This is a genomic window from Sphingobacterium paramultivorum (assembly GCF_014109745.1).
GTDB classification, from domain to species: domain Bacteria; phylum Bacteroidota; class Bacteroidia; order Sphingobacteriales; family Sphingobacteriaceae; genus Sphingobacterium; species Sphingobacterium paramultivorum.
Map to the genome: position 1 here is coordinate 6,066,209 of NZ_CP058555.1, position 16,764 is coordinate 6,082,972.

18 protein-coding genes are annotated in these 16,764 nt (G+C 38.0%); 12 read left to right on the top strand and 6 right to left on the bottom strand.

Going from position 1 to position 16,764, the window contains the following annotated elements:
* Positions 1–177 precede the first annotated feature (177 nt).
* Together HS960_RS25160 and HS960_RS25165 are read left to right on the top strand one after the other, a co-directional pair.
* On the top strand, positions 178–1,284 hold the full coding sequence (locus HS960_RS25160) for a phosphotransferase enzyme family protein (protein WP_088162810.1): 1,107 nt from the start codon (positions 178–180) through the stop codon (positions 1,282–1,284).
* Positions 1,285–1,364: 80 nt separating this feature from the next.
* Positions 1,365–2,009, top strand: coding sequence for a carbohydrate-binding family 9-like protein (locus HS960_RS25165; protein WP_159731265.1), 645 nt, complete (start codon positions 1,365–1,367; stop codon positions 2,007–2,009).
* A 23-nt stretch (positions 2,010–2,032) separates the two neighbouring features.
* On the opposite strand, the gene HS960_RS25170 is transcribed toward HS960_RS25165, so the two are convergent.
* Positions 2,033–2,371: a DUF2853 family protein gene (locus HS960_RS25170; protein ID WP_088162808.1), complete on the bottom strand. Its 339-nt coding sequence runs from the start codon at positions 2,369–2,371 to the stop codon at positions 2,033–2,035.
* A gap of 226 nt (positions 2,372–2,597) precedes the next feature.
* On the opposite strand from HS960_RS25170, the gene HS960_RS25175 reads away from it, so the two are divergent.
* The 8 genes from HS960_RS25175 to HS960_RS25210 all read left to right on the top strand — a co-directional run bounded on the left by HS960_RS25175 (position 2,598) and on the right by HS960_RS25210 (position 10,986).
* Positions 2,598–2,846: a type B 50S ribosomal protein L31 gene (locus HS960_RS25175; protein WP_046671774.1), complete on the top strand. Its 249-nt coding sequence runs from the start codon at positions 2,598–2,600 to the stop codon at positions 2,844–2,846.
* A gap of 78 nt (positions 2,847–2,924) precedes the next feature.
* Positions 2,925–4,091: a putative sugar nucleotidyl transferase gene (locus tag HS960_RS25180; RefSeq protein ID WP_153844757.1), complete on the top strand. Its 1,167-nt coding sequence runs from the start codon at positions 2,925–2,927 to the stop codon at positions 4,089–4,091.
* Positions 4,092–4,102: 11 nt separating this feature from the next.
* Positions 4,103–4,870: a triose-phosphate isomerase gene (gene tpiA, locus HS960_RS25185; protein WP_120333340.1), complete on the top strand. Its 768-nt coding sequence runs from the start codon at positions 4,103–4,105 to the stop codon at positions 4,868–4,870.
* Between the two features lie 9 nt (positions 4,871–4,879).
* A complete protein-coding gene (gene prmA, locus HS960_RS25190) occupies positions 4,880–5,719 on the top strand; it encodes a 50S ribosomal protein L11 methyltransferase (RefSeq protein ID WP_153844756.1) in 840 nt (279 codons plus the stop codon).
* A 7-nt stretch (positions 5,720–5,726) separates the two neighbouring features.
* Positions 5,727–7,097 carry a Mur ligase domain-containing protein gene (locus HS960_RS25195; protein ID WP_159731269.1) on the top strand — a complete coding sequence of 457 codons (1,371 nt, stop codon included), beginning with the start codon at positions 5,727–5,729 and terminating at the stop codon, positions 7,095–7,097.
* 66 nt (positions 7,098–7,163) lie between these two features.
* Positions 7,164–7,493 carry a helix-turn-helix domain-containing protein gene (locus HS960_RS25200; RefSeq protein ID WP_153844754.1) on the top strand — a complete coding sequence of 110 codons (330 nt, stop codon included), beginning with the start codon at positions 7,164–7,166 and terminating at the stop codon, positions 7,491–7,493.
* 136 nt (positions 7,494–7,629) lie between these two features.
* Positions 7,630–9,402: a peptide MFS transporter gene (locus HS960_RS25205; RefSeq protein ID WP_182330795.1), complete on the top strand. Its 1,773-nt coding sequence runs from the start codon at positions 7,630–7,632 to the stop codon at positions 9,400–9,402.
* Between the two features lie 54 nt (positions 9,403–9,456).
* Positions 9,457–10,986, top strand: coding sequence for a peptide MFS transporter (locus HS960_RS25210; protein WP_115046804.1), 1,530 nt, complete (start codon positions 9,457–9,459; stop codon positions 10,984–10,986).
* 79 nt (positions 10,987–11,065) lie between these two features.
* On the opposite strand, the gene HS960_RS25215 is transcribed toward HS960_RS25210, so the two are convergent.
* A complete protein-coding gene (locus tag HS960_RS25215; RefSeq protein WP_159731273.1) occupies positions 11,066–12,058 on the bottom strand; it encodes an acyl-ACP desaturase in 993 nt (330 codons plus the stop codon).
* A gap of 190 nt (positions 12,059–12,248) precedes the next feature.
* On the opposite strand from HS960_RS25215, the gene HS960_RS25220 reads away from it, so the two are divergent.
* On the top strand, positions 12,249–13,472 hold the full coding sequence (locus HS960_RS25220) for a cysteine desulfurase (protein WP_182330796.1): 1,224 nt from the start codon (positions 12,249–12,251) through the stop codon (positions 13,470–13,472).
* A 12-nt stretch (positions 13,473–13,484) separates the two neighbouring features.
* Positions 13,485–13,904, top strand: a complete 420-nt coding sequence (locus HS960_RS25225) for a SufE family protein (protein WP_153844750.1) — start codon at positions 13,485–13,487, stop codon at positions 13,902–13,904.
* Positions 13,905–13,979: 75 nt separating this feature from the next.
* Here the strand turns inward: HS960_RS25225 and HS960_RS25230 are convergent, their stop codons facing one another.
* The 4 genes from HS960_RS25230 to HS960_RS25250 all read right to left on the bottom strand — a co-directional run bounded on the left by HS960_RS25230 (position 13,980) and on the right by HS960_RS25250 (position 16,739).
* Complete coding sequence (locus HS960_RS25230) at positions 13,980–14,804, bottom strand: VOC family protein (RefSeq protein ID WP_159731277.1); 825 nt, start codon at positions 14,802–14,804, stop codon at positions 13,980–13,982.
* Between the two features lie 23 nt (positions 14,805–14,827).
* Positions 14,828–15,757 carry a DUF1801 domain-containing protein gene (locus tag HS960_RS26830; protein WP_202883715.1) on the bottom strand — a complete coding sequence of 310 codons (930 nt, stop codon included), beginning with the start codon at positions 15,755–15,757 and terminating at the stop codon, positions 14,828–14,830.
* Positions 15,758–15,765: 8 nt separating this feature from the next.
* On the bottom strand, positions 15,766–16,194 hold the full coding sequence (locus tag HS960_RS25245; protein WP_088162799.1) for a DUF1801 domain-containing protein: 429 nt from the start codon (positions 16,192–16,194) through the stop codon (positions 15,766–15,768).
* A gap of 92 nt (positions 16,195–16,286) precedes the next feature.
* Entirely contained in the window at positions 16,287–16,739 is a 453-nt protein-coding gene (locus tag HS960_RS25250; RefSeq protein WP_159731279.1) for an SRPBCC domain-containing protein, read from the bottom strand.
* Between the last annotated feature and the right edge of the window lie 25 nt (positions 16,740–16,764).

Genomic DNA, 16,764 nt, shown 5'->3' on the forward strand with positions numbered 1-16,764 from the left:
TCCTTAAGACTGGCTACTATTAACAAATATATTATTTCATTTGGGATAAATGAAAGTGCAAACGTTTGCTTAATTTTATTAAATTTCATGCAAACGTTTGATTGAAATAAAAATTATCATTTATTAATTCAATTTGTGATATTGCAAGCACATTGATGATTTAAAAAACATAGTTTAATGTCTGATTTTAACCAATTAGTAGTAGAGAGCGCAGCAAAACAATTCACATTAGAAGGAGATATCATTTCAGTGCAACCGTTTGGTTCTGGTCATATCAATGATACTTATCGTGTAGTTACTACTGTAGATAGCGGTATATCGCATTTATTACAACGTATTAACCACCATGTTTTTCCGAACGTGGATGGATTAATGCATAATATTGAGATTGTCACCAAGCATCTTAGTAAGAAAGTTAAAGTCGCTGAAGGAAAAAGAATCAGCGATCATGTATTGACAATTGTTCCTACAAAAGATGGGAAATTATATATAAAAGATAGTCAGGATAATTATTGGCGCATGTTTATCCTCATAGAGGATACCAAAAGCTATGATATTGTAGAGACTGAGGTACAAGCCGCTGAGGGTGGTCGTGCTTTTGGTTTGTTTCAAAAGCAGCTCTCGGATTTAGATGCTTCATCGATCGTTGAGGTACTTCCTAACTTTCATAATATAGAGTTTAGACTCGAAAATCTTCGAAAAGCGATCGCTAAAGATGTCTGTCAACGCGTAGCGTCGGTGAAAGACAAATTGGATTTTATCTTTAGTCGTGAAGATCGAATGAAAACCATTCTTGAACTTGGTAGTAAGGGGGAGCTTCCGCTGCGTATTACACATAATGATACAAAGTTTAATAATGTGCTCTTAGATCGCCACGATAAGATGCAATGTGTCATCGATTTAGATACTGTCATGCCGGGCTATGTGGCATATGACTTTGGGGATGCTATTCGGACGATTATTAACCCCGTTGCCGAGGATGAGAAGGATGTTTCGAAAATTCTGCTAAATCTTGCTTTATATAAGGCATATGCCGAAGGTTATTTGGAGGAAGCTAATGACTTCTTGACAACTTTGGAGAAAGAAACATTAGTAGATGGAGCCTTCTTATTGCCATATATGCAAGGAGTACGTTTCTTAACGGACTATTTGGAAGGAGATCATTACTACAAGACTAAATATGAGGACCATAATCTGGTGCGTACAAATACGCAACTGAAATTGGTTGAAGAGATGGAAAAGAATGAAGCATTTATGCGAAAGGTAGTTTTTGATTGCATTTAACAATTTTATACCTTTAATCATATTGAGAAGCTTCCATCGCGTAGATGAAGCTTCTTTTTTCTGTAAAAAAAAATATTCGAATGAAAAAACTAACCATTTTGCCTATCGCAGCGGAGCTGACCAATACACTAGATTATCATACTTTGTCGAAGCTCTTGAGCAATCTTGAATCGCATTCTTTGGAGTTTAATAATTGGAGCGAATCTTTCCCGTATAAACCTGAGGTACAATTTAAGATTGGCTACACCCGGGAGTATCTAGTGTTGCAGTACGATGTCGTCGAAGAACAACTTCGGGGTAATTATTCCGAAACAAATCAAAATGTATGGGAAGATAGTTGTGTGGAGTTCTTTATTTCATTTGATGGACGTAAACATTATTATAACCTGGAATTTAATCTAATTGGAACGGGCTTGATCGGTTATGGCCCGGCTGAAAAGGCTAGTCGAAATCGGTTGGATATTACAACGATAGAACAGGTGCGTACTTACTCTTTAATTGAGCGCAATGGTTCCGATAAGCGATGGAGTATGATTGAGGTAATTCCACTTGCTGTATTTCAGTTTGACGATGTTGTAGACCTGAAAGGTAAACTGATACATGGAAATTTTTATAAATGTGGTGATCATCTCAAACAACCACATTTTATATCTTGGAATAAAATAGAAAACCCAACTCCTAACTTCCATCTCCCCGAGTTTTTTGGAGAAATGGTCTTTGGTTAGGAGTTGAGTAAAAAAGTTGATGCTTATTGGTAAACAGATTCTTTTTTGAATTTCTTTGCCAATAAAGCATATACTAATACACGGTATTTATTTTTATTGGATTTGCCAATAGCGGTAATCACTTCCTCTAGTGCCTTGTCTAAATCCGGCCCATCTTTTAGGCCTAATTTTTTGATCAAAAAATTTTGTTTGACACGGTTCAGTTCTTCGGGATCTGATGCAGCGACGGTTTCGGAGTCTGCATTGTAAATGGAAGGTCCTATTCCTTTTGTTACTTTTGCAATAAATGCTTCATCTAATGATAAGCCTAGCTTTTTTGATTCTGCAACATATGCAGCAATTTTTTCATCTAATTTGCTCATAATTATGTAAGTGATTTAATTGTAGTGAGTTAAGTTAGGTAAAAAAGTCGATAAACAAAATTATTCTTTGGTTTAGGATAAAGATTGTTACATTTGTACCCTTGATAAGTGCTGTTAACTAAAATGTGGAAAATTTCAACTAATTATTCTTCGTAATTGTTGTAAGTTACATTTTTATAAGTTATCTTTGCACCTCAATAATTGAATATACGTAATCATAATAATAATGAAAAAAGATTTGCATCCTTCAAATTACAGATTAGTTGTATTTAAAGATATGTCAAATGACTATGCTTTTATTACAAAATCTTGTGTTGATACTAAAGAAACTATCACATGGGAAGATGGTAATGAGTATCCAGTTGTAAAACTAGAGATCTCTCATACATCACACCCTTTCTATACAGGTAAAATGAAATTGGTTGATACTGCTGGTCGTATCGACAAATTCCGTAATCGTTACAACAAAAAATAATTGTAGCAGATCTGTATATTACAATATTAAGAACTCGATAAATATAATTTGTCGAGTTTTTTTTGTTATTTTTAATTTGTGAAAATCTTCTTTACAGATTGCTTTGATTCGATCCAATTGTTGGATAAGCTTAGCTCCCCATTAACTACTTTTGATAGAAAGAGTCTTTATCCATTTACTTTCGTGAAATCTTGTTTGGACCTTCGGGTTGGTATACTGACTTTACGGGAGAAATGGCAAAAATTAGCTTTAGAATTTGATGTACACTATATTACCGCTCACTCGAACGAGGAGGGGGTTATTTGGCTGTCTGAGAACGTTATCCCGTCAGTAGTATTATTGCAGGCTATACAGCGCTTGGGCGCAGGAGAGGTCCTTGTATGGGGTGGATACGTTGTAGCTTGTTGTTATACCCATATGGGCTCTTATCGTGTACAAGAGTTTGATACGTCAGTGGATCTACTAAAGGGGGTAGAAGATCTGTTTTTGCTTACAGGAACTGAAATAACACGTGATTTCAATCTTCTGGTACAAGGTGTTCAGTCGTTCGATATATCTGTGACAAATCAATTGTTAGGTAATGACCTTTATGTAGCCGCTCGTGTTAGCATGGAATGTGCTACCCTCAATACCCTACAAGGTCCCATATATATCGATGAAGATGTTACAATTATGGAGGGAGCGCATTTGCGTGGTCCATTATACCTTGGTAAAGGAGCCGTTGTAAAAATGGGCGCTACGATTTATGGCAATGTTTCGATAGGGAAGCAGAGTGTCATTGGGGGAGAGATCGGGAATTCCGTCATTGGTGATTTTTCGGCCAAGGGGCATCATGGTTATCTAGGTTGCTCGGTGATAGGGGATTGGTGTAACTTAGGGGCTGGTACCTCTAATTCCAATTTAAAGAATAACTTAAAGGCCGTTTCAATTTACGATTATGCATTGGATGGTGTTCGGGATACAGGTCTGTTAAAATGCGGAACCTTTATTGGAGACTATACGCGTCTTGGTATCAATTCGGCTTTAAATACAGGGACGGTAATTGGAATTGCAAGCATGCTAGCAGATACAAGTTTTTATGCTAAATTTGTACCGTCATTTGCTTGGGTGTTTGACGGAGGTGCGCAAACTTATGAATTTGATAAGTTTATGGCATATTTGGAGACGCTGTATGCATCAAAAGGGGAAGAGCTCTCGGAGCAGATTAAAGATAAATTGAATCAACTTAACAAAAAATATAATTAAATCGTAAAATCATGCGTAAAAAAATCGTAGCTGGTAATTGGAAAATGAATTTAGACTATCAATCAGGATTGAGCTTGTTTTCTGAAATTATCAATATGGCCAAAGATGAAGTGATTGGAAACCAAGAATTGGTTGTTTGTAGCCCATTTATTCATTTGTCAAGTCTTGGACAATTGTCGAAAAATGTTGCAAATGTAAATATCGGTGCACAGAATATTCACCAAGCTGAGTCCGGAGCCTATACAGGTGAGATTTCGGCTTCACAAGTAAAATCAGTAGGTGCTTCACATGTTATTTTGGGGCACTCTGAAAGACGTGCTTATTTTGGTGAGACTGATGCATTGTTGGCATCTAAAGTGGATATTGCATTAAAGCATGATTTAACACCAATATTCTGTATTGGAGAAACAAGAGAAGAACGCGAATCTGGAGCTTTCTTTGATGTGATCAAAACACAATTGACAGATGGATTGTTCCACTTGTCTAAAGAAGCTTTTGCATCTGTGGTATTAGCATATGAGCCAGTTTGGGCAATTGGTACTGGTTTGACAGCTAGCCCTGAGCAAGCACAGGAGGTTCATAAATTTATCCGCGAGGTGCTAGCTGACCAATATGGTCAAGAGATTGCTGATAATACAAGTATTCTTTATGGAGGGTCTTGTAATCCAGGTAATGCAAAAGATTTGTTTGCTCAAGCCGACATCGATGGTGGTTTGATAGGAGGGGCTTCTTTAAAATCGAGAGATTTTATTGATATCGCTAAAGTATTTAACGGCTAATTTTTAGAAATGAAATACGTAGAGGTTATCTTTCAAATGCGATCAGGTGAAGAATGGCAAAAGGATTTGTTGATATCTGATTTGGCTGATATTGGCTTTGATACTTTTGAGGATACCGAATCTGGATTTGCAGCTTATATTTCAGCTGCAAATCTTGACTTGCAAGCATTAGAAACTTTGATGCTTCAACCTTATGAAGGCCTAGAGGTCGATTATAAGATACAGGAAATAGAAAACCAGAATTGGAACAAATTGTGGGAAAGTAATTTCAACCCAATTGAGGTGGGGGGGCAATGCTATGTGCGTGCAACTTTTCATGAGGCAAAACCGGAGTTTCCCTATGAAATCATTATAGATCCGAAGATGTCTTTTGGCACTGGCCATCATCAAACAACTTCGATGATGCTTCAGTATATTTTGGAGAATGATTTTAATGGCAAGCAGGTTTTAGACATGGGCTGCGGTACAGGTATTTTGGCCATTTTGGCATCAAAAAAAGGAGCGAATTCTGTGTTGGCTGTGGATTATGATGAAATATGTGTTGAAAGTGTGATCGAAAATAGGGTACTCAATCATGTTGAGGATATTGAAGCGCTCTGCGGATCTTACGAAGTATTAACAGATCGGGTCTTTGATGTGATTTTGGCAAATATTAATCGTAACATTCTTTTAGAACAATTACCTCAGTATGCATTGAGCATTCGTACAGGGGGTGAGCTGTACCTAAGTGGTTTCTATGAGCAGGAAGATTTAGCAATCTTAAGCGATGCGGCGACGTCATTAGGTTTTGAGTTTATCTCCAATAAAGTTTTAAATAATTGGTGTGCAGCCAAGTTTGTGAAGCGATAATTTAGCTATGCGGATTCATTTTATAGCAATAGGTGGTAGTGTGATGCATAACCTTGCTATTTCATTGGCAAAACAAGGGCATCAAGTGACAGGTTCTGACGATCAGATCGTGGAGCCTTCCCGTTCTCATTTGATTGAAGCAGGATTGCTTCCTAATCAATTGGGCTGGTTTGAGGAAAAAGTGACGGAGGATATTGATGCTGTGATCTTGGGTGCTCATGCCCAGGCGGATAATCCTGAATTAAAGCGGGCGCAAGAATTAGGTCTTAAAATTTATTCTTTTCCAGAATTTATACAAGAGCTTTCACAGGATAAAATCCGGGTGGTTATCGCTGGAAGTTACGGTAAGACAACCATAACGAGTATGGTGATGCACGTTATGCGATTTCTAGGAAAAGAATTTGACTATTTGGTAGGAGCTCAATTAAGGGGCTTTGATAAGTTGGTTGATATTACTAAGCATAATAAGATTATTATTATCGAAGGAGATGAATATGTTTCATCCAAGATTGATCCGAAGTCTAAGTTTTTGTATTATAAACCGAATATAGCCTTAATTTCGGGTATTGTATGGAATGAGTTTAACTCGAAAATATCACAAGAGGAATATATTAAACAATTTGAAGATTTTATTGACTCAATTCCACATAAAGGTACCTTAATTTATAATAAGGAAGATGTTGTGTTACAGAAGGTTCTTCAAGATACGAAAGATTGTAAGATCAATAGACATGGCTATAAGATTCCTGATTATACAATTAATAAGGGAGTAACTTATATCAGCACACCGGATGGTGATATTCCTTTGCAAGTGTTTGGTAAGCACAACTTATCCAATATTGCTGGGGCATATACGATCTGTGAATGGTTGGGGATCAAAAAGAAAGAGTTCTTTGAGGCTATAAAAAGTTTTAATACTTCGATCCGTTATTTGGAGTTTGTTGCAAGCTCGGAAGGATCTGTGGTTTATCAGGATTATGCCTGTAATGCGGATAAAGTGAAGTCAAGTATTCACGCCGTGAAAGAGCAATTTCCTAATCAGAAATTGGTCACAATTATCGAATTAAACTCGTATGATAGTTTAGATTCTTCCTTTTTGTTACAATATGCAAACTCGATGAAAGAGTCGGATGTATCTGTGGTCTACGTGAATATAAATTCTTGTAAAGAACTTAATAAAGATATCGAAAGTGTCCCAAATAATATTAAGGATAATTTTAATAATCCTGATTTAGAGGTTGTTGTAAGTTTAGACGGACTCTATTCATTTTTAGATGGTGTCAAATCAAAGGGCTACAATTTACTTCTTATGAGTTTAAATAATTATAATGGGGTTAATTTGTCCGTGCTGGCTGATCGGTTTTTTAGAGATTTTTAGAGAAAAAATTATAATTTAATGTAAATTAAATTATAATTTATTATTTTTGTTTAAAATATCTACCAGATGAATGCATTAGGAAAAAAAATCAGATTACTTAGACACCAAAAGGGGTGGAGTCAAGAGGATGTTGCAAAACGATTGGATATCTCAATCCCAGCATTTTCTAAAATTGAAACAGGGATTACAGATGTGAATTTGTCTCGCCTGAATCAAATCTCAAAATTATTCAATTTGACAGTTGTTCAACTTTTATCTACTTCTGATTCTGAAGAAGACAAAGAGTATGTAAATGAGGTGAATGCTTTGACGCAAAAATTACAACTACGCGATAGCGAAGTAATTGAATTGCAGAAAAAGGTTATTGACCTTTATGAGCAATTGCACAAAAGATAAGGCATATTAAAATTGTTACCGAAAAGGCAATCCAAAGGGTTGCCTTTTTTTGTTTATGCAACTTTATTTTGGTCAAAAGTGATTTTGTTTTTGTTTCTTTGTAAGTATTTTATCAAAAAATAAAGGTTGATTATTTATGGGGAGATTAAACGGGGATATTGCGACTAGCCCGTCGACTGATTTTTTTAAGTCAAATGTATTGGGACAGCGTTCAGGGCTCTTTGTCCTTTTCTTTACTGAAATGTGGGAACGTTTTTCGTTCTACGGGATGCGTGTACTCTTAATGCAGTTTTTAACTGCTGCAGTTATTCAAGGTAGTCCTTTCTCGGGATGGTCCTGGACTGCACAACAAGCTGGAGCACTTTATGGGACCTATGCCATGATGCTCTATTTAACTCCTATTATAGGAGGGATTATAGCGGATAAATATATTGGATCACGTAAAGCTGTGATTATCGGTTCGGCGATTATGACGCTTGGCCATGCTGCCATGGCCTTTGATACTTCGATTATGTTTTTCCTTGGTTTAGTGTGTCTAGTTATCGGAACGGGTTTCTTCAAGCCTAACATGCCATCTATCTTAGGTGAAATATATAAAGATCTGCCAGAAAAAAAGGACGGAGCTTATACCATATTCTATATGGGGGTCAATGCCGGCGCTTTCTTTGGTATGATGCTATGCGGATATATTGCCGAAACTTACGGCTGGCATTGGGGATTCGGTTTGGCTGGTATCTTTATGCTTTTGGGAACACTGCAGTTTGTTTTCGCAAAACCACTCATGGGAAATCTTGGTGTTTTAAATAAGTCCACCTCTGGGGAGCATAAAGTTATCGCTGAGGATACGGATACAAGAAATCCATTTACCATACGTGATTATGTATTGATAGCGATAGTTTCTATTATTGGTTTTGTATACGCTTTTAATGACCCTTTATCTAAGAATGGTATTGTTGATGTATTTTCTCGTTTGGATACGCCGTTTCTAAGAGGGCAGTATATAATGGTCATTGTGGCGTTAATTCTCTTCATATATCTTATTGTTACACGGATTATGCGTTATGATAAGGTTGTAAGGGATCGGATGTTCGCAGTTGTGCTGTTGGCTTTTTTCTTGGTCTTCTTTTTTATGAGCTTTGAGCAGGGGGCAACTTCATTAGTTCTTGTGGCTAGAGATAATATTGATAGATCACTTACTGGTGCTGCATTGACAACCTTTAATGTGGTAAATGGTTTATTGACGATTGTACCGCTTTCGATTATCTCTTGGGTTCTGATTAAATTGGCAAAAGTAACCTGGGACAAAATTGCCATTTCAAATATCGTATTGTTTATCTGTTTTGGGTTGATTTGGGGAGCAGTAATCTGGATGTTGTACAATGAGTTCAATAAAGAAGCATCAGAAATCAAAGTTTCTTGGTTCTCTATCTTAAACTCATTTTTTATTATTGCACTAGCCTCTTCGGTATCCAAAATTTGGGAGTCGAAGTATAATCCATCAGCAGCCTTTAAATATGGCTTTGGTCTGATCTTGGTTGCGATAGGATTTTTCATTATTGGATTAGGATCAATAGGAATAAGTCAGGGTGCTAAAATCTCGATGGTATTTTTGGTGCTGACCTATTTGTTCCATACATTGGGTGAATTATTTATTTCACCGGTAGGCCTCTCTTACGTATCGAAATTGGTACCGGCTCGCATGCTTGCATTTATGTTTGGAATCTGGTATTTGGCGATTGCTATTGCACAGAAGGTTGCAGCGGTATTGGGAGGACAAGTGGAAACAATTCAAGAGGAACACTCCTTGAGTTACTTCTTCTTCTTATTTACAGCAATTCCTGCCTTAGCAGGCCTGTTGGTAATGCTGTTTAATCCATTGATTAAACGATTGATGCACGGAATTAAATAACAAATATATAAGCTTCTTTTACGAAAGAAGCTTTTTTGATTAATATAAATTAGTATGGAGGTTAGTACAAGGGAATCGCTAGAAGAGATTCAAAATTTTGACGGAAAGTACCCAAAGCAAATCTGGAGTTTGTTTTTTTCCGAGATGTGGGAAAGATTCTGTTTCTATGGTATGCGCGGTATGTTGGTGTTCTTTATGATCACACAACTAAACTTTGCTGAAAAGGATGCCAATTTACAGTATGGAGCGACACAGGCATTTGTTTATGCGTTTACATTCATAGGTGGGCTGTTTGCAGACAAAATTCTTGGTTTTAGAAAGTCTTTATTCTGGGGTGGCTTATTGATGATCGTAGGGAGCTTATTTCTTGCAGCAGATCCGCATAAGTATTTCTTTTTTGGTTTATCATTTATCATTATAGGTACCGGTTTTTTTAAACCCAACATATCAACGATGGTAGGCGAGCTGTATAAAAAAGGTGATGTTCGTCGTGATGGTGGTTTTTCGTTGTTTTATGCGGGAATAAATTTAGGTGCATTCTTAGGTGGATATATCTGTGTTGCGATCGGTAAAGGATATATGTTGACGTCAATTATTTCTGAGGGACATCGTTGGAATGTCGCTTTTGGTTTGGCGGCGGTAGGAATGTTGGTTAGTTTAGTGAATTTTCACTTTACCAAAAGGCATTTAGGACCAATAGGACTTCAACCAGGGGATCCTGAGGCCATAGTAAAGACGAAGGCATTACCGAAATGGGTAGAATATGCTGTATATATTGCCACGTTGATTTTTATCCCTATTATTCAGATCATGGTGTCAAAAACGCAGTATACAGACTATTTTATGTACACAATTGGCCCATTGACGCTGTTGTATCTTTTCTATGAAATGTCTAAAGTGACTGCTGAAGAGCGGAAGAAATTAATTGCAGCCCTGGTGTTTATTCTTTTCTCGATTATTTTTTGGGGAATATATGAGCAAAGTGGCGGTTCCTTAAGCATCTTTGCTGCTAAGCATTTGAATGATTCTTTATTGGGCGTTATGACGCTCGATCCAAATGGTGTTAACAATTCAGGTGGAGCATTATTTATTATTGCATTAGCACCTCTTTTTGGCCTTTTTTGGATTTGGCTGGGCAAACGTAAACTTGAGCCAAATACCATTATTAAGTTTGGTCTTGGTTTTGTTTTCTTGGGATTAGGTTATTATGTTCTATTTGCTACGCGTTTATTCGCTCACGACGGTATGACCTCATTGGATGTCTTTACCCTTGCGCTGCTTGTGATTACCGTTGGGGAGCTTTGTCTATCACCAATTGGTCTTTCCATTATGACGAAATTGTCTCCGGCGAGATTACAAGGTATCATGATGGGAATGTGGTTCTTGGCGAGTGCTTATGGTCAATATGTAGCAGGTTTGATCGGTGCTAGTATGGCCGAAGCTAAGGAAGGAAGTTCATTGGCGGATAAATTGGTGACTTATACGGAGAGTTATAAACAATTAGGCTTATATTCTTTGATTGCTGGTGTGGTGCTTATAGCCTTGTCGCCCGTTGTGCGTAAATTGATGGGTAACGTGAAATAAGCGTTAATAATTTTGACACAGTAAAGTTATTCTTTCAACATAAAAAAAGCTTGATTATTAAATCAAGCTTTTTTTTATATCAATAAATCCATTTGAATTTATAATCTTTTTCTGGAACCTTCATCCGATCAGCCAGTCTAGCCAAACGATCTGGTAGTTTCAGTAGATAATCTCTCGCTTTCTCACCTTTATCATTCAGGCCGGTAACTTGATCTATTTTCCACTCACTATTCAGCTCTTTTAAGATATCCACGTAGTCCAAAGCAGTATATACTCCCAATCGTTGGGCCGCGTCTGAGAAATGTGCAAACGCTTCTCCTTGGGGCTCGCCTGCTTCTCTTAAGAACTGGGCTGGCATAACGATTTTTTTACGCATCATATCCTCAAATGCAATCATGACTTCACTCGCGTCTACTGTGATTGCTTTTGAAATAAAAGACATATAGGCTTTGGCATGGCGTGCTTCATCAGATGCGATGACACCACACATTTTTGCCAAAAGTTTATCACCGCTTTTTTTGGAAAGCCCAGATACACGACGGTGGGAAACGTTGGTTGCCAATTCCTGAAATGAAGTATAAATAAAATTCCGGTAAGGGTCTGCACCAGTACCGATATCAAAACCGTCTTGAATAAGATATTGCGTAGACATTTCAAATTGACGCATGTCTATTCTACCCGACAAATAAAGGTATTTGTTCAACAGATCACCGTGGCGGTTTTCTTCAGCCGTCCAAGCGCGTACCCATTTCATCCATCCACCTTGCTCGTTTTTGTCAACGTCTTCTACCATGGTCAACCATGATTCGTACGTTGGAAGGGCCTCTTCGGTGATGGTGTCTCCAACTAATACTGCGACCAAATCATAAGAGAGTTCTTTTGCACTTTCCTGCAACTCTTTTACTTCCTCAAAAAAACTGTCCCTAGAAGAATCTGGAAGAAAATCGGCAGGTTGCCACATTTCTTCAACAGGCTTCAGGTATTCGCTCATCTCATTGAGCATGAACGGTTCCAAATAGGCCATCACTTCTTTACGTGAGCCTTCTGGTAAATTTAGAGGTAATTCTTGCATATCATTACAAAGGTAACTAAATAGCATCAATAAATTATAAAAGCTAACTATAATTGTTTAAAATGCCAAAAAATCCTTTTTTGGCTGAGGACACCTTCGAAAACCGACATTGATAATGACATAAAAAACAGATTGGCCAGCCCGTATTCGATAAAATACTATTAACTTTGTATAAATTATTTAGACGACGTTGGAAAAATTTAATATAGATAAAATACGTGCCGATTTTCCGATTCTCAAGAGAGAAGTAAATGGTAAACCATTGGTTTATTTGGATAACGGCGCGACAACACAGAAGCCGAGTTCTGTTATCGATTCGATTGTACATTATTATACAGATATGAATAGTAATGTGCATCGTGGCGTACATTATCTTAGTCAGATATCGACGGACGCTTTTGAGGTGACTCGGAAAAAAGTTCAGGCTTTCATCAATGCCGCTGAAGATAAGGAAATCATTATCACCAAAGGAACAACAGATGGAATTAATCTGATTGCAACTTGTTATGGCAGAGCTTTTATCCATGAAGGTGATGAGATTATTATCTCAGCGATGGAACACCATTCTAATATTGTGCCTTGGCAGATGCTTTGTGATGAAAAGGGCTGTAAAATTCGGGTCATTCCGATGAACGATAAAGGTGAGCTTGATATGGATGCCTACAGCAATTTGTTTAATGAGAAAACCAAATTAGTTGCTGTAACCTATGTTTCAAACTCCCTTGGGACAATCAATCCTGTGAGTGATATGATTTCAATTGCTCACCGACATGGTGCTGTTGTGTTAGTTGATGCTGCGCAGGCGATTCAACATATACAGATTGATGTTCAAAAGCTTGATGTAGATTTTCTGGTATTCTCCGGACATAAAATGTACGGCCCTACTGGAGTTGGGGTGTTATACGGTAAAGAGGATTTATTGAACGCGATGCCGCCTTATCAAGGTGGTGGAGATATGATTAAAGAAGTTACTTTTGAAAAAACGACCTATAACGAACTGCCCTTTAAATTTGAGGCCGGTACGCCCAATATTGAGGCCGGTATCTGTTTGAACGAGGCTATAGATTATATCAATTCAATAGGTCTGGAAAATATCGAGGCTTACGAACATGATTTGTTGCAGTACGCTACGGAGAAGTTGGCTGAAATCCCAGGCATGCGGTTTATTGGAACGGCCGAGAAGAAATGTTCCGTTATTTCATTTGTAATTGACGGTACTCATCCTTATGACGTTGGTGTGATCTTGGATAAATTAGGAATCGCTGTGCGTACAGGCCACCATTGTGCCCAACCTGTCATGGATAGGTTCGGTATCCCGGGAACTATTCGTGCTTCTTTAGCGGTATATAATACAAAAGAGGAAATAGATATTTTGGTCGCCGGTATCCAACGCGCGGTCAATATGTTGATTTAATAAAAAATAGGTATGACCATTAATGAAATACAGGATGAATTAATTGAGGATTTTGCTTTCTTTACGGATTGGATGGAAAAATATGAGTACATCATCCAGCTGGGAAAAGAAGTGCCTCTAATTGATGAACAATACAAAACAGATGAATATATCATCAAAGGATGTCAGTCCAAGGTATGGCTTTTCCCGGAAATAAAAGATGGAAAAGTGTATTTTACGGCAGATAGCGATGCGATTATCACAAAAGGCTTGGTGAGTTTAATGGTCAAAGTGCTATCTGGACATAGCGCCAAGGAGATCGTTGATGCCGATTTATATTTTGTAGATAAAATAGGGTTAAAAGAACATTTGTCACCGACAAGGGCAAATGGCTTGCTATCCATGATTAAGCAAATGAAATTGTACGCATTGGCATTGCAAGTGAAAGTTTAAAAGGGGATTATTCATCCCCTTTTCTTAATACTATTTTACATAGCTCTTATCCTCAGCTTGAGGTCCCTCTTGAAATTATCCTATGAGCTCCTGGATAATAATTTTTTTCATTTTCATGAGCGCTTCATTTGCCCCCGGTCGCTGTAGTAATGTTGCAATTTGTTCGGGTACAATCTGCCAGCTTACGCCGAATTCGTCTTTACACCAGCCACACATGCTCTCTTTACCTTTCTTCGTGATATTATTCCAGAAATAATCAATTTCCTGCTGATCTTTACAGAGGATGGTGAGTGAAATACCTTCGTTAAACGTGAAAGTTTGAGGAACTCCGCTATCCATTGCCATGAGCGTAAAATCCCGGACTAAAAATTGGGTATGTTGGATTGATCCGATATATTCACCTTCTGTGTATTTCATGATCCCATTGCTTCGAAAATCATGAAATAATTCCGCATAAAAAGCTAAAGCTTGTTCGCAATTTCCCTGTTGCTCTCCGCAATACATTAAGGTTGGTACAATTGCCTGCTGGTTGGTATCGCTCCTTTTACCGAGGTATAATTGCCAATTGACGCCAAACTTGTCGGCCAGCCAGCCGTAGTAAGGGCTCCAAGGGTAGGAGTTTAGTGGCATTAAGGTATTGCCGCCCGCAGAAAGTGAATTCCAGATACGATCAATTTCCTCTTTGCTTTCGCAAATGGCCATAAAAGATATGGATGGGTTGGGTTTGAATATGGGACCTCCATTTATTCCAATAAATTTTACACCGTTTAGGACAGCTTCAACAACGATGGGAGAGCTATTGCTAATATGGCTTTCGGGGAAGATGCGACAGTAAAGATCAAAGGCTTCCTGCGCGTTTTGATCGAACCAAATGGATGGGATAATTGAATTATTCATCATTTTCTTTTTGTTTTAGCGTTCACCTATTTGTATTTGTCGTTCAAGCCCTTTTTAGCGAGGACCAACGGCTTAATTTTTTCAAGACGGGATTGTTTCGTTTTTTCTTGCTTGGCCTCATCGATATACTCGATGTATTCTTTCTGTTTTCCTGGTGTTAAAGCCCGGAAACTTTCCCCGAAGATCGGATCTGCCTGTAGCGCTTCTAATAATAGACCGGTGGGAGGCTTCGTTGGAGATTTAGTTGGTTTGAGCTCTTTTCCCTCGTCAATGGTTTGGATGGATTCTTGGATATAGGCGGCTATTTTTTCGACATCCATATCCATAACGTCTTCAAAGCGCCATTGTCGTAATGCTTTCGTTTTTCCTTCGGAGGCACTGATGAGATGTTTATCCTGATCTGCTAAGAATACACCATTATAAAACCAGAGGGAAAAGAAATTTTTAAAGCCGCCCCAACCGATGACATTTTTTCCTTTATGAGTATAGATATAACTCCCCCATTTGAATTCCTTTTTTAAGGAAGTTCGCAGGATGATTTGCTGCATGAGTTCTTCGGCCTCCTGCCAGTTCCCTCGGCTTTGGTACCAATTAGGACCTTGTTTGTCTTTAAGCTTATCAATATTAAAATTGACAATATCGGTAATTATTTGTGTTGGAATCGGTTGATCCAAGGGGATTTGTATCGCACCTTTTGTGGTTTTAAAATTTTTGAGTTCTGTAGCGAAGTACTCGATAGCAGCGGGTCCTGGATAGAGGCCCAAATGGTTTTTGTTCATCGCAAAATGGATGATATTACCCTTGTATCTGAAGGTCGGCATTTGATAAGAGATCGTTTCATCTGCAGAAGGAGGGACTAGGCCAGCAATAAGCTGTCTCACCTTGATCAGATATTCTTTTTTCTCCTCTTCAAATTGATTGATATATTCGTCTATTGTTGCGATGCTCGTTCCCATAATTTGTGTTATTCTTTGATTCTCGTATACTTATTTTCAATAAACTGTATCGTTTCGGACATAAGCTGATGGAGTATCTCTATATTGATGTCGCTTAATTTCTTGATGTATATGCAAGCTTTGCCTATTTTGAATTTCCCTAGCTGATCGACCAAATGTCGGTGCTCATCGGCGCCGGTAAATACATAAAGGGAGATTGCTGATTTTCGGGGGCTAAATCCGATCAATGGAGCATAGCCTTCATGCCCACTTGCATAGGTATAATGATAGTTTCCAAATCCGATGATAGTTGGTCCGTACATTTTAGCCGGCTCACCCGTTGTGGTTTCCATAAGCTGTATCAGTGTTGCACTATCGATTTGTTTTTGTGGGTCGTCAACTGTTTTTATAAAGTCTTGGACAGATGCTTCGGTATATGCAGTTTTATTTTTTGCCATGTATAGTTGAAGTCTTTGCCGGATATTCGGATAACCTTAATTGAATGTATTGTATTTGAAGCAATTCGATGAGCAGCTATTTTTCGATAGCACTATTTTTGGAACATAAAATCGAAAGCTCCAGTTCTCAGATTGATATCATATTCTAGATACGCTTTCATACACGCTAAAAAGTTGGCCCAACCTTCTGTTTGTCGCATCATAATTAGAATCCCATCTGCATCGTTGTTCATCTCGTGTTCTGTAATCTTTATGACCGTCGCGTTTTCTCCGAATGTGGATAGTGCAATTTCTACCAGTTGATTGGGAAGTCCTCCACTCCAGTCAAAAGAGATATGAGAATTGGGGCTGATGGTTTTTCCTGTCACGGGAAAACTGTCGGGAAATTCTGGAAATGTCCATTCTACCGTTTTATCTGTCTCTAGACGTCCAGTTGAAGATTTTATAAAATAGTGATTCATTTTATTAGGATCTACAATAGCCTCAAAAACTTCGTTGATTGGTTTCTGAATTTGGATGCTGGCTTTGGCGGTTAGTTTTTCCATATTAATTTAAAGTTTTAGACAAATA